This is a genomic window from Paenibacillus sp. FSL H7-0737 (genome assembly GCF_000758545.1).
Lineage (GTDB): Bacteria > Bacillota > Bacilli > Paenibacillales > Paenibacillaceae > Paenibacillus_AQ.
Genome location: NZ_CP009279.1, coordinates 1,386,047 through 1,407,655, shown reverse-complemented (window position 1 = coordinate 1,407,655; position 21,609 = coordinate 1,386,047). Strand labels below are relative to the sequence as shown.

The following is a 21,609-nucleotide window of genomic DNA, read 5'->3' as shown; positions in this document are numbered from 1 at the left end:
CACTACACCTCTTTCACTGAAAAAGCTCCCGAAGCAATAACATTGCCAGCTTCTGTTGTAAGGGTCACTTTAACCATGCAGTCATCCTCCGAAAAATCAAAAATCACGACATTATCGACCTCTATAGGCTTATGAAATTTCATATCATATTGAGTGATCCACTGTGCCTGATGCGCCTCGATATATAAGGATTGGGCTAATCCCATTAGATACATCCCATGCGCAATGGGCCGCTTAAATCCAGCCTCAGCTGCAGCATCCTCATCTAGATGAATAGCGGCCAGATCTTGGGAAGCTGCTGCATATTGCTGGATGGCCTCAGCCGTTATGCATTTTCTCATCATGATCATCACCTACCCGAATTAACACCGTTTCTGCGGTGACTATAAGCTCGTCCTCACATTTACAAACCAGCGTATGTGTGTAAAAGGTCAGCTTGCCCTGCCGGCCATCTTTTTGCACCTTGCTCGTTAATGCTAATTCACAATCTAACGTCATCCCTGCCGTAATCGGAGCTTGATATGAGAATCTCTGACTGCCGTGAAGCAAAGGCTCTCCCTTGCTAAGCCAAGGAATATCAAAGGCCTGCCAGAAAATAATAGGCATCGTAGAAGGAGCAATTAGATTGCCATTAGTCGTCTGCACGGGTGCCTCAATACTCTGTGCGTAATCCGATATCCACTCAGCAGTCATAAGAATCCGATGTCGGACACTGTTCATTCCGTAATCTCCACAAGCGTTGCCAGCCCCAACCCGCCGCCAATGCCCAAAGTGGCAAGTCCCCTTTTATAAGGCGTATGCTGCATTTCAGCACATAAACGCGTCATTAAAATCGCTCCGGACGCCCCATATGGATGACCGATGGCTAATGCGCCTCCTCCAAGATTGACCTTTTCTTGTGGGATTTGAAGCTCATTCAGTGAGGCTAGAACTTGTGAAGCAAAGGCTTCATTAAACTCTACGATATCTAAATCTGCTATGGTCAGCTGTTGACGATGTAACACCTTTTGTACAGCTGGAACTGGGCCCATACCTAAATAATTCGGATCTACACCTGCTGCTTGCGCATCTACGACACGCAGGATAGGTTTAAGCTTGAGTTGCCGACATTTCTCACGGGACATCATTAATAGAAGCGCCCCACCATCATTAATAGGACAGGCATTTCCAGCGGTGACAGTACCCTTTTCTTCAAAGATTGAAGGTAGCTTTCGCAGCTTGTCCAGGCTCGTATTAGCCCTTGGACATTCGTCGGTGTTCACCCACTCCCCCTCAACCAGAAGAGGTACAATCTCCTGCTGAAACCTACCACTTTGCTGAGCATGAACGGCCTTCTGATGGCTTTTCAAGGCATATTGATCCTGCTCTTCTCGCGAAATCCCATACTTCCGCGCTACATTTTCCGCAGCAATTCCCATATCCGGATCACCGTAAGCGCTAGGTGTAAAATGAGCACGGGTATATAGCTGCGGAACCCCCATCAAGGTTTGGGGCTTAGCCATTTTCCAAGGGGCACGACTCGTGCTCTCAACGCCGCCCGCTAAATAAATCTCACCTGCGCCGCTTTGAATAAGCCGTGCTGCTATATTAATGGCCTCTAGCCCAGAACCGCACTGCCGATCCACAGTAACGCCCGGAACCGAAACAGGCAGTCCCGCTTCAAGCGCAGCTACCCGGGCAATATTTCCACCCGGACCGACCACATTTCCAATAATCACATCATCGATCATATCTACGGGCAGATTCGTCTCTGCCACAATATGCTGAATAAGCGGCGCCAGTAATGCTTCCGGCTCAAATGTACTTAATAAGCCGCCCATCCTGCCAATCGGTGTACGTTTTGCCATAATAATTACTGCTTCTATCATACCATCGCTCTTTTCACATAGTCTTTCATCGCTTGCCGGGCAATTTTTCCACTGCTTGTATAGATAAACTCATCAACTGTCAGCAGCAGCTTCGGCGCTTTGTAACTTGCTAAATACTGGCGACAATAATTCTTTATTTCGTCTATAGATAAATGCTTTGCACCATTCCATTTCACGAGGACTGCCAGCTGTTCTCCCCAATAATCGTCAGGGACGCCAAGCACCATTACTTCTTGTATTTCCGGAAGATGCTCCAGTACTCGCTCTATTTCCTCTGGATAAACGTTCAGCCCACCGGAGATGATTCTATTTTTCAAGCGACCCGCCAGATATAAATAACCAGCTTCATCCTGATAAACATAATCCTCCAACACAAGCCATCCCTCTTGAAAAGCTGCTGCGGTCTCCTTCGGTAATTGATGGTAGCCTAGAAATATCATATCACTTCGCACATATAACTGCCCAATCTCCCCCGTATGGACTTCACGAAACTCTTCATCACGAATGGAAATTTGCACTCCGGGATAGGGCTTGCCTACAGAGTTCGGATTATGCTCTTCCAGAACATCCAAATAACTAATATAACTCGCTTCTGAGGAACCATAGGATTCATAGAGACGCGTTCCAGCGAACACTTCTATGCCCTTTTTTTTGGACAACTCCGACCACTTTGCACCTGAGCTAATAATCGCATCAATCTGCGTCTGCCCAGGAACAGCCTGCTGCATCATGGATTCAAGCATTGTCGGTACAACAAACAACACCACACCCGGAATCTGCTTGCACAGCTCTAACACCTGTGTGGCGCTAAATTTTTGCGTGATATGAAAGTTTGCTCCACCATACAGACTCTGCATTACAGCGAACAAGGACAGCGAATGCACAAACGGACCCGGTGCTAAAACATCCTTTATAGCGTCCAATTCAAAGGCAGCACTCGATACCTCAAAGCTCTTTAACCACGATAAATGGGTACGCATATATCCTTTGGGTAGCCCCGTTGTGCCTGAAGTAAAGCCGATAAATAATAACTCGTTCGTCTCATCCAATTCAGCTTCTGGCTTCTGAGCCTTCAACCACTGATCATAGGAACCTGTTCGTTCATTTGAAAAAGTCAGCGTTGGGATGGCTTGGTCCTTGAAGACCAAATTCTTTGCAGCTTCCGGCTCGGCAAAAATCATTGTCGGCTGGCACTGCTCTATAATAACCCGCAGTTCATTTGCACTCCACTTGGGATCTAAAGGAATGGGAACACAACCTGCATAAATAGCCCCCAAGAAAACCTCGACAAATTCAATGCGATTTGTAGATAAAATAGCGATTTTGTCATGCTTAAGGCCCTTTTGCTGTAGACCATTGGCAATTCTCCGCATCGCTTGCACTAATGTTGCATAGGTATGAGTTGCTTGGTAATGGGTTAAGGCAATGCTGTCGGGCTGTTCTGCTGCATGACGCAGTATAGGAACTACTAGATTCATCCTTCACCACACCTATTCGTAATTTCTGTGACTACCGATTATGTACACTCTCTTCGCTCGGGATACAATTAGAATGGCTACGATAGCTTATTTTAGCTTTATATTAATTTTATGTACATATTTATATGGAACGATTGAGCTCTCTTACGACTGGAAAAATCAAACAGCGCGCATCGATTATGATCGGTACGCGCTGGCTGTATTGTTGTTTATTCCTTCTTATGAGCGGATGATGGTATTCCATCTTCAGCAAAAGTAAAAGTTCGGGCGATATATAAGATAGGTGTGCTTACTGCGGTTAGTAAGAATTTCGCTAGATACGTTGTAAGCAAAATTTCAAACCACACACTCCAGTTATACAACCCAGCAAATGCAATGGTACAGAAGATTAGTGTATCCACAAAGGAGCTAACCATCGTACTGCCGTTGGAACGAATCCACAACTGACTTGAGGTGCTGTAATATTTGCGAATCCAGGAGTACAACCGAACGTCTAGGAACTGACTAATGAAGTAAGCAGTTAGACTACCCAACGCTAGTCGAGGCATCAGACCAAAGATCGTCTCCAAAGAAGACTGAGCAATATCGGTCTCTTGCGGCTTAAATACTAGTACCATTTGCATAATGACTGTCGTCATAAGCAAGGTGAAGAAGCCAAACCAAACCGCTTTACGTGCTTCTGCTCTTCCGTACTTCTCATTAAGCAAATCGCTGGTCATATACAAAGTGACATACATCGTATTTCCGAGTGTCATCACGATATCAAATGGCATAGCAATCGTCTTAGCTACCTGAATGTTTGCAATTACAGTAGCGATACCTACCCAGGCATACATTCCACTTTTGCCGAACAGGCGGTAACAGAGTAGAAAAAAAGCAAAATTGACAATAACAAATAAAACTCCCCACATCAAATTAAACATATTGCTTAAACTCCTCCTAGTTTTGTTTACGCGGGATGGTTACGAACCGCGGCTTACATTAAGTTTTGGAACAAAACATTAATACTCTATCACACTGTCGTCAAACAATCCATAAAAATAAACAATTTATGAAATGGGTATTTATACCCATTTTTATTAACTAAAAATAAAAGTGTCAGTAATAATTCATCTTTTTCAGAAAAATATGCTCTATAAACTAAAACTTTCACTATTCATCCAGAGGTTAATTCTATAGAATAGTATCAAACACTTCATTCCCGATCCATTTAGTTGATATATTACATAACTATGGAATATATTGCAGGTTGCCAGTCACTAGCAGTCGGTAGGGATATAAAGAAATGGGGCTTCGCTGCCCATAAAAAGGGGGAGAACAATATGTTTCGTTTCAAGCAGTCGATCAGTCGCAGATTTACGCGTTTATTATTTGTAGTTCTATTACTCACGTCTCTTTTGTTAAGTACCAGCTTCTACTTTATATCCACCAGTATTTTCAACAGCTATGTCATGCCACAAATCAATCAAATTCTAACTGCAGCTGCTCAGGACGTATATAAGAATATAAATACAATGCATGCTCAGCAAGCACTAAAGAAGAACGAACAAGCAGCCACCAATCTTGAATTCTATTTCCAGGATAAGAGAAAGCAGCATGGGGTTGAGACTATTTTTCTACTCAATCTAAAAGGCAAGGAAGCTGAGGTTCTGTCTGTAGATCATGATGCAAAATTAAAGCCGGAGGAAATTGTTAAGGTGTCCTCTGCAATGCAGCAAGCTCTTAAAGGAAAGAGCGGACTAAGCGATACATACAAGGACTCGCATGGTGTACATAAGTCAGCTTATATCGGAATTCCCGGAAGTACGATGGTTATCGGAATCAGCAGTGATGTAAGCTTTATTCAAGAAAAAACAGACAGTATTCTGTGGACCAGTGCCGGGATCACTCTGCTAACGCTGATCATAGGCTCAACTGGTGCCTGGTTTATGAGTATGCGGATTACTCGTCCTATCTCAAAGCTTGCAGCTTACAGTGCCCGTCTCGCAGAGGGAGATTTCACAGAGGAATTAACGGTTAAAGGCAGTGATGAGGTAGCTCAACTGTCCAGAAGCTTCCAAGCAATGACCCTGCGCTTAAAAGAAATGATCGGACATGTACTCGTCACCTCAAATACTGTGGTCACCGATTCCAATTCTTTAAGAGAACGTGTTGAGGTCTTAAATGAAATGGCAGACCACTCTAGTACATCTGTTGTAGAAATTGGCAAAGGTAGTACGACCATCGCGAGCAGCGCTCTAGATAATTCAAAAGCTATGGAAGAAATCAATTTCGGCATTCAGCATATTGCTTCAGCAGCCACCGAAGTCACTGAGCAGATCAGTGAAGCTTCCGCTGAAGCCATTGGCGGTAATGAGATTGCCCAAAGTGCCGTTCTGCAAATGCGCCATGTTGAACGTGCCTCCCTGCAGTCGCTGGAGCAATTACAAGTTATGAATGAACGTTCAGTAATGATCGGAGAAGTCGTTCATAGCATTACTGAAATTACGAAGCAAATCCAAATGCTGTCGCTCAATGCTTCGATCGAAGCAGCACGTGCAGGAGAACATGGACGCGGATTTGCCGTGGTTGCCGGAGAAGTACGCAAGCTTTCCGAACAATCCCGTAATGCGAATGAGCAGATTCGTGATTTCCTACTCGGACTTCAGGAAGATATGAATCGCTCCGTTACTGAGATGAACCATGTGAATTCTGAGGTAGCCTCCGGGGTAGGCAAGGTGGCAGAAGCGGGCGATGCCTTCAATCACCTTCTGATTCTGATCCAAAGCATCAATCAGAATATTCAATCCGTATCTGCGGCTACGCAGCAAATCTCAGCAAGTACAGAAGAAGTTAGTGCTTCCGTCGAGGAAACCGCACAAATCACTTCAAGATCCCAAGAAAGTGCGGACACACTATCCGAGAACTCCGAGCGCCAACGTATAGAGCTTGAAGGACATGCAGTAACCGTGCAGCATCTATATGAGCAGGCTAAGAAGCTTCAGGAAGCTGTGCAACAATTTAAGATCTAAAGCTTAGGCTTAAATAAAAACAACCCGTTCACACGAAAGTGTTGAACGGGTTGTTTTGTTAGTGTCTTGGCGCCCAAAGAATGACCGAAACGCCGATCACACAAATAACAGCACCAACCCAGTCATATACATCGGGTGTTTTCTTGTCTACTAGCCAGCCCCATAACACAGCGAGCACGATAAACACCCCGCCGTAAGCTGCATACACTCTTCCGAAGGATGGAAACTTCTGCAAGGTAGGAATAATGCCGTAGCTTATCAGAATCAAAGAACCTACCAAACCGTACCAGAGAGGTCTTGATTCTCTTAGCCATAACCATACTAAATATCCGCCTCCGATCTCAGCAAGGCCAGCAATTACAAATAGTAGAATGGCAGCAACCATGTCATCCCTCTTTCCTATTGAACTCTAAAAATATCAAATGATTCGCAAAATATGATACAACGTCATCACGGTTAGCAAGTATCTGTACAAGCAAGAATCGGGCCACCAAATAGCTAACCCAAGGCATCAATAGAGTATAAAATCAGATTGAGCGAGCTGGTTACTATGCGTCACCCGCAAGAGCGACTCACATGAAATTGTGCTGGAGCAGCACTAATACTAGTAGGAGCACAGCCTCTAGCAGTTCATTCAGCGCGCCGTACACATCGCCGGTGAGCCCGCCGAGCCGGCTGCTAATCCGCTGCGCAGCCACGGTGCCGCTGGCCAAGGCCGCAGCCGGCAGCAGTAACGCTGCCGCCAGATGCAGCGGCCACGCGGCTAAGCCAGCGCCGAGCGCCAGAGGCGCACCGGCTGCGGCTAGCGAGAGCAGCGCGGCTATCGCCAGCGCGCGCCGCTCATGCGAGGGAGCGAGGCCGGCGAAGCTCGCAGCCAGCCCCTCGTTCCCGCGGGCAATGGGATAACGCACCATAGCCCGCACCATATACCAGCGGCTCCAGATCGCTGGCAGCAAGAGCAGTGGCAGCTCGTAATAGACGTAGCCTTCGATTAATGCTGCCACTAAAGAGACCTTTAACAGCAAGAGCAGCACGCAGGCGAGCACACCCATCGCACCCACACGGCTGTCCTTCATAATCTCCAGGATCCGTTCCCTCGGTCGGTAGCTTAGCAGACCATCCGCACTGTCCATCCAACCATCGAGATGCAGGCCGCCAGTAAGTCCTACCCATAAGATGAGGGTAATAACAGCTGCTGGCCAAGCCGGTAAAATCCAACCCGTCAAAGCTGCCCCAGCAGCTACGCACAGTCCGATAGCTGCACCCACCACAGGATAGAACAGCACACTTCGGCGCAGCAGCTCAGGAGAAAATCCAGGGTCACTCTTTACAGGAAACCGGGACAAAAACTGAAAGGCAGCCGCGGCAGCATCCCTGCGCTCCCTCATAAACGATACTCCCTGCTCTTGAGTTCAATTGGAATGCCCGCAGTCACTAAAAAAACCTGCTCGCATTGCCGAGCAAGCAGCGCGTTCATACGTCCTGCCAGATCACGGTACAATCGGCCAAGCGCATACTCCGGAACAATACCATCTCCAACCTCATTAGTGACCAAAATGAGGTTTCCTTGAAATGTGTGTACACTGTCTTCAAGTCTTGTAATCTCGCTCTCAATCAACTCTTGCCTATCCGTAAATCCTTCCATGGCTAGCAGTACATTCGATAACCACAACGTTAGACAATCTACGAGAACCGCCTTTTCACCAGATAAACGCTTAAGAAGATCTGGCAAATCATAAGGCTCCTCTAACGTCTCCCAAGCATATCCGCTTTGCGAGCGCTGTTGCTGATGCAGTGCAATCCGTTCATTCATTTCATCATCAAACGCTTGTCCGGTTGCAACATAGAAGGCCTGATCTGCCAGTGACGACATCAGTTTTTCTGCAAAACCACTTTTCCCGCTACGCGCCCCTCCCGTTACAAGAATACTCATTGTTTCCCAGCTCCAGAGATGCCTGCACTTTCAAAGGTGGCCATTTCGCTCAAAATGCGGCATATCGCCTCAATTAAATGAAGGGACAATACGCCTCCAGTTCCTTCACCCAAACGAAGACCCAGGTTAAACAACGGTTCAAGCCCAAGCCGCTCCAGCATCAGCTTATGTCCTTGTTCTCCAGATAGATGGGAGCCTATCATATAAGCAATGGATTCTGGCGCAAGCGCCTTCGCCACAAGAGCTGCCGCACCCGAAATAAAACCATCCAAAATGACAGGTACCCTGGCAGCAGCTGCGCCAAGAATCAGACCCGTCAAACCGGCGATTTCCAGTCCCCCTACTTTGGACAATACATCCAGCGGATCTGCCGGATTCGGCTGATTCACCTTTAAAGCGCGTTCCACAACTGCAATCTTATGTAGTAAACGTTCATCATCAATTCCCGTTCCTCTTCCAACGGCTACTTCAGGTGGTATTCCTTTTAGAGCACACAGAATAGCTGCGCTAGCCGTTGTATTCCCTATGCCCATTTCACCTGTAATAAAAATCTCTGTCCCGTTCTCAATCGCTTCTTGTGCGATTCTTATACCTACAAGCACAGCATTCATCGCTTCTTCACGACTCATCGCAGGTCCCACGGCTATATTATCCGTTCCTCGGCGCACTTTACAATCAATCAGATCCTCATGACTAAGGTCGCCGTTAACACCGATATCTACGAACTTTACCTCAGCCCCAGCTTGGCGTGCCAGTACATTCACAGCCGCTCCTCCGCTGAGAAAATTATAGGCCATCTGCATTGTGACTTCCTGTGGAAACGCGCTAACTCCCTCGCAGCATACACCGTGATCGGCAGCCATAACAACTACCGTTCGTTTGGTGAAACTAGGCTGCTCCGTACCCGAAATTCCGGCGAGCTTAACGGCCAGCGTCTCCAATTGTCCCAGGCTGCCCGGTGGTTTAGTTAGAATGTTCAAGCGGTGCTCCGCCTTTAGGAAAGACTGTTCATCCGCTGGTGTGATTCGTTTAATTACTTCTTGAATAGATGAAATCATATTTTAACCTCCAATTAAAGATATCCGTATAACCTATTCTATCTTATCTACACATAAAAGCCCCCATCTATGATAGATGGGGACCACTAGAATTACAACTTCACTTTCATAAATCCTTCGATTCTCTCCAGCGCTTCCGTCAATTTTTGTAGGGATGCTGCATAAGAGCAGCGAATATACCCTTCTCCACCCGCTCCAAACACATGCCCCGGAACCGCAGCAACACCAACCTCCTTGAGCAGCTGCAAAGCGAAAACTTCTGACTTCATTCCGGTATTAGCGATGGAAGGAAAGACATAAAATGCACCCTCCGGCTCGTGGCACGGTAAACCAATAGATCGAAATCCACTAACCAGCAGCTTTCTTCGCTCATCAAAGCATCGTTTCATGTGGTCCTTATGCTCCATACCGTTCCGCAGTGATTCAATGGCAGCGATTTGACCTAGTATCGGAGCACACATCGCAGTGTACTGATGGATTTTGAGCATCGCAGCAATTAATTCCTGATCACCACAAGCATAGCCTACTCTCCAGCCAGTCATCGCAAAGGCTTTGGAGAAGCCACTAATGACAATCGTTCGTTCCAACATCCCAGGAAGAGAGGCAATACTTACATGCTGACTATCATAGGTTAGCTCGGCATAGATTTCATCTGAAATGACAAGTAAGTTATTCTCTTTTACAATCTGTGCAATGGGTAGCCAATCCTCGTAAGTCATTACTGCTCCTGTAGGATTAGTCGGAAAATTCACCATAAGAATCTTGGAACGCGGGGTAATCACCTGCCGCAACGCTTCAGGAGTAAGTTTAAAACCCTGCTCGGCTGAAGATTCAACCTCTACCGTAATCCCACCGTTCAAATGAGTAATCGGCGAATACGCAATATAGCTCGGAGAAGGGACGATAATCTCATCCCCGGGTGTAATAAAGGCCCGCAGAGCCAAATCCACGGCTTCACTGCTTCCCACTGTAACCATAATCTCGTTTGTTGGCTCATAGCGGAGATTGAAGCTTGTGTGCAGATAAGAGGCGATCTCTTCTCTAAGCTCCAACAAGCCGGAATTTGGTGTATACATCGTCTCCCCATTATTCAAAGCACGAATACAGGCAGCTCTTACATGCTCCGGTGTAACGAAATCAGGCTCGCCTACACCAAGCGATATAATATCCTGATTCCCTGTACTTAGGTCAAAAAAAGCCCGAATCCCCGAGGGAGCAATCTCCCGTACACGCGGAGTAATCCATTCATTATGCATGACTGAGCACCTCTTCTTTCGGACTCTTTTCTGTTAGGGAAAGGGAAATGATCTCGTCCAGCAGTCCGCTGAAGCTGTAACCTGCCGCTTGCGCGCTTTTTGGTAAAAGACTCGCCTTCGTCATGCCCGGTAATGTGTTCACCTCCAGCACATATGGAATACCATCCTTAATGAGCATATCCACCCTTGCGTACACGCTGCATTTTAGTGCTTTGTAGCAAGTTAAGGCTGCATCACGTACTCGCTCATACACCTCAGCTGGTAGATCAATGACTCGTTCGTCTGCCCCGCCATCTTCGTATTTCGCACTGTAATCGAACCACTCCGCATGCGCCGAGGTGATTCCCAAAACGGGCAGCATCTCTCCATTTAGAATAGAGCAAGTGATTTCCTGGCCTTGAATGTAGCTCTCGATCAGAATCGACTGATCACAAGCAAAAGCCTTCTCTACTGCGCTCAACAGCTCCTCGCTACTGCTCACCTTTTCCATACCGATACTCGAACCGCCTGCACATGGCTTCACCATAACAGGATATCCAATCCGCTCTACGGCTTCTTGAGAATAATCCTTCATACTATCCCAGCACAGCCAATCCGCCGTATTGACGCCTGAGCAGCGCATAAGCTTTTTGGAAAGATCTTTATCCATACAAATGCTGCTAGACAAAACGCCACTACCCGTATAAGGAATCCCCATCGTCTCCAGCGTCCCCTGAACCGTACCGTCCTCTCCGTAAGCTCCGTGGAGCGCAAGCAGCGCGATATCGATTCCTTTTGCCTGCTCAATAAGCTCTTCACGCTTGGTAATCACTATTGGAGCAACCTCATATTTATTGGGATCTAGATTCTTCAAAATCTCTCTACCGCTATTCATGGATACCTCATACTCTGAGGACACCCCGCCCATAATTACGCCTACCTTCATCTTCATCTCAAGCACCTCTTTATCCCATTAGTTGTCGTGCTGTTCTGCCAATAATCTCGATCCCCTTGCGGATATCCTCATCCGTCACTCTGGAGAAACCGATCCGTATCGTATTTTGACCTTTACCGTCTGTGAAGAATATATCTCCTGCTGTAAAAATAACCCCTTGTTCATGGCAGGCCGCCAGCAGCGTCCTTGTATTAAAGCCCTCCGCGAAGGTTACAAAAAGATGCAATCCGCCATCCCCTGATAACGCCGTATAAGGAATAAACTCCTTACAGCATTGCAGGGTTAATTCATATTTTCGTTTATATTCCGCTCTGGCTTTTTTCAAATACTTCTCTAAATGGCCACCTAATAAGTACTGATACAAAATGGATTGATCCAACGTCGAGGTATGAATGGTACGTGCGCGCTTGACGCTTTCGAGAGAATAGATCAGCTCCTGATCTGCCAGCACCCAGCCTACGCGTAGTCCCGGAAATAATACCTTTGAGAAGCTACCTAGATAGATCACGCTGTTGCCGCTCCCTGCTGCTGCGATAAGTGGAGCCACATGTGAGCCCGAATAGCGTAACTCCTCGTTAAAACCATCCTCGATCACTGGTATTTGGTACCGGTTCATCAGCTTCATTAGCCTCTGTCTTTTCTCGGGAGACATTACAATGCCGGTCGGATTATGATAAGAAGGGACAAAGTAGGCACAGTCAAAAGCTTGCTCCTGCAATGCCTTCTCCAGCTCAACCAGATCAATCCCATCACGCTCCATAGGAATCCCGGTGATCTCAAAGCCATTCAGCTTCAGATTTTTGATCGCCGTATGATGCGTTGGATTCTCACAGATGACCGAACCATTCTTTTTGCTAAGTGCTGACAATACAATATCGAATCCCTCTGTAAAGCCATTGGTGATCAATATATCCTTGCCTTTCATTTCAACGCCTTTGTGCTCCATGTACTGCTTCAAATAGTCTATTAAAGGCTTATACCCTTTGGCATATCCATAATTTAGTAAGACGTTGCCTTCCACCGACATACGATCCATAAAGGAGCGTTTCACATTATCTAGATCAAAAAGACTCTCATCAGGTGCGATGCTCGTGAAGGAGATCGTCCCCTTCTCCGCTCGTATGCCGCGCTTCATGATATCCAGATCCTCCGCCAGCCGCGCATGATCATTGATACGCGTCTTCCAGTCCATCGTCCAGGAAGAGATTGTTTCACTGCCGGGAGGTGTAGGTGCCACATAACTTCCCTGACCCTGCACGGCATACGCAAATCCATCATCCTCAAGCTCTGCATAAGCAGAGATTACGGAGTTGCGGCTAACCTTAAGCAATGTGCTGAGTTCTCGTGTGGAGGGCAGCTTTTGATTGCCTTGCAGACCGCCTTTTATGATTAAGTGCTTCATATAGTCTTTAATTTGTATATACACCGGCCGTCCGGCTATGAGCTTAAAATCCTTAAACATCTCTCAATCGCCCCCATGACTATCATGGCACAATCACTCGCTTAAAAAAAGAACCACAGCCATGGGATTTTAATCCGGCTGTGGTTCTTTGAGGGGACAAATGCCCAAAAAATCAAGTTATAGATCTATGCTTCGATCACAAGCTCCCCTTCTCCAGCAGGGATCTCAAAACCATTTAAAAACCGGGTTAGTATGTCCTCAGTAATCGGAAATGCGGCATTAGCGTCAAAACGTTCACTCCGGATAAGCAGTCTCTGACGCAATTCATCTGGCTGAATTTTTAAGTGAATCAGTTCCCACACGCCACCATAACTCTCAATAAGTTGCTTGTAATCGTTCCGTCTCTGACGTTGCCAGAAGCTGAAATCGATGACAACATGATGTTTTGCCTGAAGCAGATTCACCAGCTCCCCCCGCAGCTTTATCTCCGACTCTTCTTTATAGGACTCATAATTCTGCTCTGGATAATCCACCCCGAAACGTCCGTGCGTGGCCCAAATATCTTCATCTATCGAAAGTCTGGCGAATCCCTCTTTCTCCAGCTTTTTAGCAAAGGTTGTTTTACCCGACCCCGCTACACCGCACATCATTACTACGATGGAAGCAACACTCGTACGCTTTTGCTGAAGCAATTTTTCAATAACCAACTTTTCACTCAGCATTATAAATGCATCTTCCTTCCACTTGATCTAGTTTAATTACGGCGATGATGATGGTATACTCATCGTTACAAAATACTTTCTCAAAGGATTGTGATAAGGATATGGTGAAATCAGTCCAGCAGACCTCCTAAAATGAAAAATGAAATAATTTTAGGAGGTCATAATAAATGATTTTTAACCCGATTGTCATTGATAACTGGAGTAGAAAACCCTATTTTGAACATTATTTAAACAATGTCAGATGCACCTATAGCATGACCGCAAATATTGATATCACCCTTCTACTATCAGAGCTTAAGCATAAGGGAATTAAGCTGTACCCAGCACTAATCCACATGATAACTACGGTGGTGAACCGTCATAGTGAATTCCGCACATGCTTTGATTCTGAAGGTAGATTAGGTTATTGGGATAGCTTGTCACCTAGTTTTACAATTTTCCATGATGATGATAAGACTTTTTCAAGCATCTGGACTTCGTACGGTGAAAAGTTTAATGATTTCTATAACCGTTATCTGGATGATATGAAAATGTACGGAAGCGTGAAACAATTTATCGCTAAAGCAAACGAACCACCGAACACCTTCCCTATTTCTAGTATTCCGTGGGTCAGCTTCACGAGCTTTAACCTGAACGTGTATAACGAGGGAACCTTCCTGCTTCCCATCTTTACTATAGGAAAATATTTTCATCAAGACAAAAAAATACTATTACCAATATCGGGGCAATTCCACCATGCCGTGTGCGACGGTTACCATGCCAGCATGCTGTATAATGAATTGCAATCACGTGCAGATACCTATAAGGAATGGTTACCTAACATCTAATTATCCACTTTATTCTGCTGAGGGCCAACGATAGTTTAAACATAAAGGGTTCCACATATTAGGTATACCTAATATGTGGAACCCTTTTTTTCATTTGATTTTCTCATCAATTTCCCGAAATATCTGCCGACCATTGCCCGTTCTGCCAAAATAGCCTGAGTACCATTGCTGTTCCAGGAGAAGGTGCAACTGCGCTGTAGAATGTGACACCAGGAATTAACTGTGCAAGGAAATTCCGAATAACACCACCATGTGTGACTACCAATACCCTGTTTGTTATTACCTCAGCCTTTTTTTCACTAATTGCAGCCTGCACAAATGTATCCTCAGCCCCTCGCCCCAGATCTGACAGGAAGCTACGCAACCGTTCGTCAAACTGCGCCCATGTTTCACCATCCGGTGGTGTAATTGTGGAAGGATTATCAATCCACCTTCTATACAGTGAGTTATCCTTCAATTCCTCATAAGTACAGCCTTCGAAAGCTCCAAAATTTATTTCGCGTAGACGCGGATCGTAGACAGCCACCTTCTCTAAAGAAGGAGAAATGTAAGCTAGAGTCTCCCGACATCTAAGCAAATCGCTGCAAAATACACACCAAAAATCATTCGATACTTCAGACTGCTGCTTAAGCTGAGATAGCTGCTCTACTGCACTAGATAGCAACGGGAGATCCGAATGTCCTAAGTAACGATGCTCAGCATTCCACTGAGTTTGCCCGTGGCGGACAAGTACTAATTCTAGCTCTATTGAAGGAAACGCCATGTCTAGCATTAGCCCCCGATCCATATCCATGCCACAACCGCGCATAAGCCTACAAAAATTGAAGAGGAGAGCATCATCATCCGCGAGGTCTGAATAATATCGTCCGGCTCCATCGCTCGTACCGGATCACCCATATAGGCTCGGAAAGAAGCGACACCATGATAGACGTTCTCTCCTCCGAGACGGATACCAAGTGCGCCCGCAACAGCGGATTCTGGATAGCCGCTATTTGGGCTTGGATGGAGACGCGCATCCCTCTTCACCATTTGCAAACAATTGCGCCAATCCAGACGAAGCAGCCATGCACACAGTGCCAAGAGCAATGCCGTAATCCGTGCTGGAATGAAGTTGGCAACATCATCAAGCCGAGCGGATGCCCAGCCGACATCTCGGTATTTATCATTCTTATATCCCACCATGGAATCGAGTGTATTTACTGCTCTATAAGCCATAGCAAGCGGCGCACCACCGATGAGCGCATAGAACAATGGAGAAATAATCGCATCGACGATATTCTCTGCTACAGTCTCTACCGTGCCGCGCACAATTTCCGGGGAATCTAGCGAAGTCGTATCACGCCCCACGATCATCCCCAACGCCTTGCGGGCAGCAGGGATATCGCCCTTCTGCAATTCCACGTACACTGCCATTCCTGCATCCTTCAGTCCCTTGGAGGCAATCGTGGTTGAAATCAACCAAGCCTCGGCTATCCAGACGAGCCACGGTGAGATATATGACAGCAGCCATAGCAGAATGGCTGTCAGTGCCCAAGCACCACCCGCCACACATAGCGGAAGTAACACCCCTGCTCTGCGCAGGCTTTGCGGGTGGGACCATAAACGACGGATCGCCCGCTCCAGAGCCGTGATTGCTTTGCCCATACCGATTACGGGATGGGGCAAGCTACGCGGATCACCTACGATCCGATCAATTATATAAGCCGCAAGCAGTACTAAAGCGATTGTCACAGGCGATCACCTCTGAACAATCTTCTGTTTCTCCAGCAATCCATTCTCATTAGCTGTCCTTCCTTGCCTGCACCGACAGCAAGCTGCCCGTCACTGCGCTGTATACAAGGCGTCCGATTGCGCCACCAAGGTCGGTAGCGGTTCCGGCGTAAACATGCTCTGCCTTGTATCGCCCACTTTGGCTCACAGCGAGCACTATCGCATCCGTAGTTGTTCCGGTAGCGATCAGGCCATTCTCGGGATCGGTAATCCCGAGGTCTGCCAGTGCAGCAGCTTTGGCTTCGACAGCTGTCTGCACAGCATTGACCATGGCCGCCGGTGTCAGGCGGCCATCAATACCTAGCATTATGTTAATCGTACCCGGGCGATAAACAGCCAGCACATTGCGTTCCACACCCGCGCGCGCAGCATTTCCTGCGGCGGCAGTAACGCAAACAAAAATACCCGCTGAGCCGGTGTCTTCCTCAGCTACCGCTGCATGCTCTAGCGGTACTGCCGTCATCAGACCGGCACAGCCAGACATTGAATAACCCCACTCGCGGAGCTTATTCTCCATATCCTGAACAGGATCACTACATTCATAATTGCGGTCAACATATAAATTGACGGCTCTCTCTAGCCGATTCATTCCTCCACCATAGAACGCACTCGATAAACCATCTGCTTCAGCAGGTAGCTCTAGTAGCAGATGGTTTCCCTTCCACTGTAAAGCAAGCCCTGGCCAGATGGCCGAATGGTACTCTTTTACGTCTCCTGCGAGGTTAAATGGAATCTTTACTTGCACCATATATCGATCTTGCTCCTTCCACAGCACATTACTTTTATCCATTCATCCAACCCGCTTCGCGGTCGCGCCTGTACTTCCCCAACCGTCTCACTTAGAAACTACCTAATTCTCTATTTCACAGCAAATGACTATCTGCTCTAAAATCTACACCAACACATGCCCCTAATTTCAGCTCTGAACACATACTCAATATCCGCTCCACAGATACTCGATTTCTACTACAACACATACTCCAATATCCACCTAGAAATCCATCCCTCACCCATCTATTGCACTTTATACAACAAATTCAGCTTTATTCACTGGCAAAAGCCATTCTGCTGTATTTCTTGCAATAGAATGTCACGTAAAAACCTAATTCGCATCATTTTCCAAATTTCTATTGTACACAGTGCTATAGAATCGAATTGCTACGCCAGCAAAGCGAGTTCTGTTGTACGAAATACAACGAATGCACTTTGGAGGATGTCCATCAGAAGCTATCTCACCAAACTTTGTCACAACCTTAAGCATGCAAGCTGAAGCCCGCCATCCGGTATCAAATCGCAATTTTTGCTCTACACCAGACACTTTAACAGCAAACCCGCTGCCCTCTAAGCTACACAGGTCACTTATCCGCCAGAATTTCCTTCATCTGTTTTAGCAGCCGGACATTATCCTCATGTCCCTTAACGGCTACTCGGATATGCTCGTCTCCTAGACCGGGGTACATAGCGCAGCTGCGCACCAGTATACCGACACGCCCAAGACGGGTCTGCATCTCAGCCGCACTCCACGGCGAAGGCAGGCCACAGAGCAGAAAGTTGGCTTCGCCTGGCGGCACTTCGCAGCCTAGCTGCATAAGGCCTTGACGCAGCAGCTCCCGTTCCGTGGCGATCAGTTCGCGTGTGCGATGTCCATACTCGTGCCCACACTCAAGGCAGGCTTCGCCCGCCAGCAGCGCCAAACCATTCACGCTCCAGGTAACCTGCTTTCCGGTCATCGCCTTTGCCAGCTCCGGATGCGAAATGGCAAACCCGAGACGCAGTCCGGGAATCGCATAAAATTTCGTCATCGACCGCACCAAAATCGTATGCGGAAACTGATCCAGATCCGGCAAAAGCGTATTTCGTTCTGCTTCTGGAATAAAATCAATAAAGGCTTCATCCACAGCCAAATACGTCCCGTAGCTTTCAGCTTTCTGCGCTAACCAGCGCAGCTCATCCACAGTATACTGAACGCCATTAGGGTTGTTCGGCTGTCCAAGGAACAGCAGATCAACCTTCTCCAGCAACCCGGCAATCTCGTTCACTCCAGCTCGGAAGTGCTGTTCCCTTGTTCCCTGAACAGATAATACTTCTGCGCCGAATTGCACAGATAGCTGCCGGTACTCAGAAAAACAAGGTTCTACGATACCTACCTTTTGCGGAGCAATCGCAAGCAGCAACAATGCCATAGATTCTGCGGCTCCGTTGCCTACTGTCAACCAACTACTATGTATACCAAGATCCTTTGCAAGCAGACTTTTGAAGCGCCGATGTCCAGGGTCAGGGTAGGCAACCACCGTAGACAATGCTGTTCTAAGTAGCTCTAAGACGGCTGGCGGAGGCCCGATAGGATTGATGTTTGCACTGAAATCAAGAAATGTGCCACCAGCCTCCTCATAAAGTTCCGCAGCTGTTAGCAAATCACCACCGTGGCCGTATTTTTCAAGCATATTTACACTCCCTCTATCCACTTTCGTTTGTTCGATATGTATCTCATTGCCACCATTATTGCGTCTTTGCCGGGAATACGTCAATGCTCACTAAAGGAATCACCTGAATAACCCCTTGCCTCAAATCGACATTAAAATCTACGAGATGTCAAAAGATAATAAAGTTCTAGACTGGCAGCCTCATCAGATCTACGGACACGCTGTCCCCGAACCCGAAAAAAAGAAGTCGACCATTTCGTTGGTCGACTTCTTTTTTTCTATTGCGCGGTCAAAATTTGTGGACCTTCAGCCGTGATGGCGATCGTATGCTCATATTGGGCGGCGAGCTTGTTGTCCATTGTCCGTGCGGTCCAGCCGTCCGGATCGATTGTCAAGAAGTAGGTACCTTCGGTGATCATGGGCTCAATCGTGAACACCATACCTTCTTTGATACGGGGGCCTTTTCCAGGCTTGCCGATATGCATATAAGTCGGCTCCTCGTGCAGGTCGCGGCCGATGCCATGGGCGAGAAGGTCGCGCACGACGCCGAAACCGTGTGATTCCGCATGCCGCTGAATCGCGCTCGTCACGTCGCCGAGTCGATTACCGGGCTGAGCCTGCTCGATGCCCAGGTCAAGACATTCTTTCGTGACACGCATCAACTTCTCGGCTGTCGGCGAGATCTGCCCGACCGCATAACTCCAGGCCGAATCGCCGAGCCAACCATCGAGCTCAGCGACCGTGTCAATCGTCACGATATCGCCTTCCTCAAGTGGCTTATTGCTAGGGAAGCCATGCGCGATTACATCGTTGGCGGAGGCACAGGTCGCATATTGATAGCCCCTATAGCCTTTCTGGTATGGCTTTGCGCCGTGCTTCAACATAATGTCCTCGAATATGCGCTCAATCTCGTTGGTGGTAATACCCGGTTTGATAAGCGGGGCGATTGTACGATGACATTCAGCCACCACTTGGCATGCCTTGCGGATAGCCTCAATTTCATGCTTGCTTTTTAAAATGACCATGTTCGTATCAGGACCCCTTCGTAATAGCTTGGATAGCGAGTCGGGCGATTCGATCGACGTTCAGATCGGAATTGCCCGCATAGTAGTGCAGCCCACAGCAACCGACCAGCACGGCAAGCATATGGTCGACGCTGTCGTCTTCGCACTGGGCGATCGATTGGAGTGGAACGTACAGGCGTTCCATAAACCGTCTCTTGGCGTGGTGTCGATCCCTTTCAGACAAGCCTACATAATGTTCCGCCGCCATTTTGTAGACGAGATATGCGCGGGCGTCCGACTGCCACAGCTGGAGCAGCGCTTTACAATACATCAACAACTGCCTGTCATCCGGTGGGCTGCCGCTGATGTCCGCCCATTTTGCGATAACTTGCTCACATCGCTCAAAGCCGCCTTCTAACACATCTTCTATTAATAAATGCCGGTTGGGATAATAATGGTATACTGTGCCGTAACCAAGACCTGCCTCGCGGGCGACGTCGCGAATATCAAAGCTGCCGCCCGTGCGAAAGTAGGAGCGCGCGGCGACGTCCAGGATCTGTTCTTTGCGCTGTATGCGTATGAGCTCATTTTGTTCTTTGGTACGGGGGCACATAACGTGTAACCTCCTTATTTAGACCTGCAAATTTGTCAATATAAAAATAGTAACCCATGGGCTGAAGAAATGCAAAATATTTGTTGATTTTCGATAAAATGAAGTACTTAACAATAAGACTGGGCGCTGGAAATTCTTCAACTTAAAAATCGCATTAATTCAACGATTCCAGTCTAATACTTTATTCCACCGAAACACGAAGCGATCTCTTTTGTTAAAAAACTGCTTTTGGTTTAAAATGAGAACTGTAATCAATTTTGCTGCAACGGAGGAATTCACTATGATTTTTATTGATAACACAGGGATTACTGACGCTTCCATCAATTTGGCGATTGAGGAATATGCGCTGAAACACTTGCCGATGGACGAGAGTTACCTGCTTTTTTATATTAACAGCCCATCTATCATCATCGGTAAACATCAAAATACGATTGAAGAAATCAATCAGGAATATGTTAAAGAGAATGATATTAAGGTTGTGCGGCGTTTGTCCGGCGGTGGAGCGGTCTATCACGATCTCGGAAATCTTAACTTCAGCTTCATTACTAAGGACGACGGCCAATCCTTCCATAACTTCCTGAAATTCACCCAGCCGGTGATCGACTACTTACAAAGCATGGGTGTAAACGCTGAGCTTAGTGGACGGAATGATCTTCAAGTCGGCGAACAAAAAATTTCCGGCAACGCTCAATTCTCCACACGTGGACGCATGTTCAGCCATGGCACACTGATGTTTGACCTCAATTTGGACAATGTACAAGCCTCTCTAAAAGTAAATCCAGAGAAGTTCAAATCGAAGAGCACCAAATCCGTACGTAGTCGCGTAGCCAACATCAAAGAGCTGCTAGGTACAGACATGACCATTGAAGAGTTCCGCTCCGGTCTCCTACGTTCGATCTTTGGCATGGAGCCATCCGAGGTCCCTCAGTATAAGCTTCAGGAAGCAGACTGGGACAAAATCCACGAAATTTCCAAAGAGCACTACCAGAACTGGGACTGGAACTACGGTCTGTCACCAAAAAGCAACGTCAAACACACACGTAAATTTCCTGCTGGAATTATTGATATTCGTATGGATATTGAGGATTCCCTCATTAAGGACATCAAAATCTATGGTGACTTCTTTGGGGTTGGTGACGTAGTAGATGTTGAAAATGCACTTCGTGGCAAACGTTATAATGAGGCAGAGGTTAGAGAAGCATTAGCTGATCTGGATTTGAAGCATTATTTCGGACGTATTGAGCCGGAGGACTTTATCGGACTGGTTTTCCTAGAAGAATAGTTACACAAAAATAAAGGGGCCTGCTTAT

At 47.0% G+C, this 21,609-nt stretch carries 22 protein-coding genes and 1 riboswitch; of the genes, 3 read left to right on the top strand and 19 right to left on the bottom strand.

Annotation, left to right across the window (positions count from 1 at the left end; all coding sequences use genetic code 11):
• Positions 1–2: 2 nt before the first annotated feature.
• The 5 genes from H70737_RS06175 to H70737_RS06155 form a co-directional block, all read right to left on the bottom strand.
• Positions 3–344, bottom strand: a complete 342-nt coding sequence (locus H70737_RS06175; protein WP_042185636.1) for a MaoC family dehydratase — start codon at positions 342–344, stop codon at positions 3–5.
• The gene (locus H70737_RS06170; RefSeq protein WP_042185634.1) at positions 319–720 is read right to left on the bottom strand and encodes an FAS1-like dehydratase domain-containing protein; all 402 of its coding nucleotides are present in this window, start codon (positions 718–720) and stop codon (positions 319–321) included. Before H70737_RS06170 ends, H70737_RS06175 begins: the two co-directional genes overlap by 26 nt.
• Positions 717–1,868 carry a thiolase family protein gene (locus tag H70737_RS06165; RefSeq protein ID WP_042185633.1) on the bottom strand — a complete coding sequence of 384 codons (1,152 nt, stop codon included), beginning with the start codon at positions 1,866–1,868 and terminating at the stop codon, positions 717–719. Before H70737_RS06165 ends, H70737_RS06170 begins: the two co-directional genes overlap by 4 nt.
• A complete protein-coding gene (locus tag H70737_RS06160; protein ID WP_042185632.1) occupies positions 1,865–3,346 on the bottom strand; it encodes an AMP-binding protein in 1,482 nt (493 codons plus the stop codon). The genes H70737_RS06165 and H70737_RS06160 overlap by 4 nt, the downstream gene beginning before the upstream one ends.
• Positions 3,347–3,555: 209 nt before the next feature.
• Positions 3,556–4,269 carry a queuosine precursor transporter gene (locus H70737_RS06155; protein WP_042185630.1) on the bottom strand — a complete coding sequence of 238 codons (714 nt, stop codon included), beginning with the start codon at positions 4,267–4,269 and terminating at the stop codon, positions 3,556–3,558.
• A 10-nt stretch (positions 4,270–4,279) separates the two neighbouring features.
• Positions 4,280–4,325, bottom strand: a riboswitch (PreQ1 riboswitch).
• A 343-nt stretch (positions 4,326–4,668) separates the two neighbouring features.
• On the opposite strand from H70737_RS06155, the gene H70737_RS06150 reads away from it, so the two are divergent.
• Positions 4,669–6,357 carry a methyl-accepting chemotaxis protein gene (locus H70737_RS06150; protein WP_042185629.1) on the top strand — a complete coding sequence of 563 codons (1,689 nt, stop codon included), beginning with the start codon at positions 4,669–4,671 and terminating at the stop codon, positions 6,355–6,357.
• A gap of 58 nt (positions 6,358–6,415) precedes the next feature.
• On the opposite strand, the gene H70737_RS06145 is transcribed toward H70737_RS06150, so the two are convergent.
• The 8 genes from H70737_RS06145 to H70737_RS06110 all read right to left on the bottom strand — a co-directional run bounded on the left by H70737_RS06145 (position 6,416) and on the right by H70737_RS06110 (position 13,662).
• Positions 6,416–6,742 carry a YnfA family protein gene (locus H70737_RS06145; protein ID WP_042185628.1) on the bottom strand — a complete coding sequence of 109 codons (327 nt, stop codon included), beginning with the start codon at positions 6,740–6,742 and terminating at the stop codon, positions 6,416–6,418.
• A 187-nt stretch (positions 6,743–6,929) separates the two neighbouring features.
• The gene (cobS, locus tag H70737_RS06140; RefSeq protein ID WP_042185627.1) at positions 6,930–7,745 is read right to left on the bottom strand and encodes an adenosylcobinamide-GDP ribazoletransferase; all 816 of its coding nucleotides are present in this window, start codon (positions 7,743–7,745) and stop codon (positions 6,930–6,932) included.
• The gene (cobU, locus tag H70737_RS06135; RefSeq protein WP_042185626.1) at positions 7,742–8,290 is read right to left on the bottom strand and encodes a bifunctional adenosylcobinamide kinase/adenosylcobinamide-phosphate guanylyltransferase; all 549 of its coding nucleotides are present in this window, start codon (positions 8,288–8,290) and stop codon (positions 7,742–7,744) included. The genes cobS and cobU overlap by 4 nt, the downstream gene beginning before the upstream one ends.
• Positions 8,287–9,348 (bottom strand): nicotinate-nucleotide--dimethylbenzimidazole phosphoribosyltransferase, encoded by a 1,062-nt coding sequence (cobT, locus tag H70737_RS06130; protein WP_042185625.1) that lies wholly within the window; start codon positions 9,346–9,348, stop codon positions 8,287–8,289. Before cobT ends, cobU begins: the two co-directional genes overlap by 4 nt.
• A gap of 92 nt (positions 9,349–9,440) precedes the next feature.
• Positions 9,441–10,604, bottom strand: coding sequence for an aminotransferase class I/II-fold pyridoxal phosphate-dependent enzyme (locus tag H70737_RS06125; RefSeq protein ID WP_042185624.1), 1,164 nt, complete (start codon positions 10,602–10,604; stop codon positions 9,441–9,443).
• Positions 10,597–11,529: a D-alanine--D-alanine ligase gene (locus tag H70737_RS06120; protein ID WP_042193411.1), complete on the bottom strand. Its 933-nt coding sequence runs from the start codon at positions 11,527–11,529 to the stop codon at positions 10,597–10,599. Before H70737_RS06120 ends, H70737_RS06125 begins: the two co-directional genes overlap by 8 nt.
• 19 nt (positions 11,530–11,548) lie before the next feature.
• Positions 11,549–13,000 carry a MocR-like pyridoxine biosynthesis transcription factor PdxR gene (gene pdxR / locus H70737_RS06115; protein ID WP_042185623.1) on the bottom strand — a complete coding sequence of 484 codons (1,452 nt, stop codon included), beginning with the start codon at positions 12,998–13,000 and terminating at the stop codon, positions 11,549–11,551.
• 125 nt (positions 13,001–13,125) lie between these two features.
• The gene (locus H70737_RS06110; protein WP_042185621.1) at positions 13,126–13,662 is read right to left on the bottom strand and encodes a P-loop nucleotide/nucleoside kinase family protein; all 537 of its coding nucleotides are present in this window, start codon (positions 13,660–13,662) and stop codon (positions 13,126–13,128) included.
• 167 nt (positions 13,663–13,829) lie between these two features.
• Here H70737_RS06110 and catA point away from each other — a divergent pair, with 167 nt between their 5' ends.
• Positions 13,830–14,489: a type A chloramphenicol O-acetyltransferase gene (gene catA, locus H70737_RS06105; RefSeq protein ID WP_042185618.1), complete on the top strand. Its 660-nt coding sequence runs from the start codon at positions 13,830–13,832 to the stop codon at positions 14,487–14,489.
• A 106-nt stretch (positions 14,490–14,595) separates the two neighbouring features.
• Here catA and H70737_RS06100 read toward each other — a convergent pair whose 3' ends face one another.
• From H70737_RS06100 to H70737_RS06075, 6 genes are all read right to left on the bottom strand, one after another.
• Complete coding sequence (locus tag H70737_RS06100; protein WP_052404184.1) at positions 14,596–15,252, bottom strand: histidine phosphatase family protein; 657 nt, start codon at positions 15,250–15,252, stop codon at positions 14,596–14,598.
• Positions 15,253–15,260: 8 nt separating this feature from the next.
• The gene (cbiB, locus tag H70737_RS06095; RefSeq protein WP_042185612.1) at positions 15,261–16,220 is read right to left on the bottom strand and encodes an adenosylcobinamide-phosphate synthase CbiB; all 960 of its coding nucleotides are present in this window, start codon (positions 16,218–16,220) and stop codon (positions 15,261–15,263) included.
• Positions 16,221–16,269: 49 nt separating this feature from the next.
• Complete coding sequence (locus tag H70737_RS06090) at positions 16,270–17,049, bottom strand: adenosylcobinamide amidohydrolase (protein WP_231573392.1); 780 nt, start codon at positions 17,047–17,049, stop codon at positions 16,270–16,272.
• A 565-nt stretch (positions 17,050–17,614) separates the two neighbouring features.
• Positions 17,615–18,703, bottom strand: coding sequence for a pyridoxal phosphate-dependent aminotransferase (locus tag H70737_RS06085; protein WP_042185610.1), 1,089 nt, complete (start codon positions 18,701–18,703; stop codon positions 17,615–17,617).
• A gap of 257 nt (positions 18,704–18,960) precedes the next feature.
• A complete protein-coding gene (gene map, locus H70737_RS06080) occupies positions 18,961–19,707 on the bottom strand; it encodes a type I methionyl aminopeptidase (RefSeq protein ID WP_042185608.1) in 747 nt (248 codons plus the stop codon).
• Positions 19,708–19,714: 7 nt separating this feature from the next.
• A complete protein-coding gene (locus H70737_RS06075; protein WP_042185607.1) occupies positions 19,715–20,299 on the bottom strand; it encodes a TetR/AcrR family transcriptional regulator in 585 nt (194 codons plus the stop codon).
• 280 nt (positions 20,300–20,579) lie between these two features.
• On the opposite strand from H70737_RS06075, the gene H70737_RS06070 reads away from it, so the two are divergent.
• Positions 20,580–21,581, top strand: a complete 1,002-nt coding sequence (locus H70737_RS06070) for a lipoate--protein ligase (protein ID WP_042185606.1) — start codon at positions 20,580–20,582, stop codon at positions 21,579–21,581.
• Positions 21,582–21,609 lie beyond the last annotated feature (28 nt).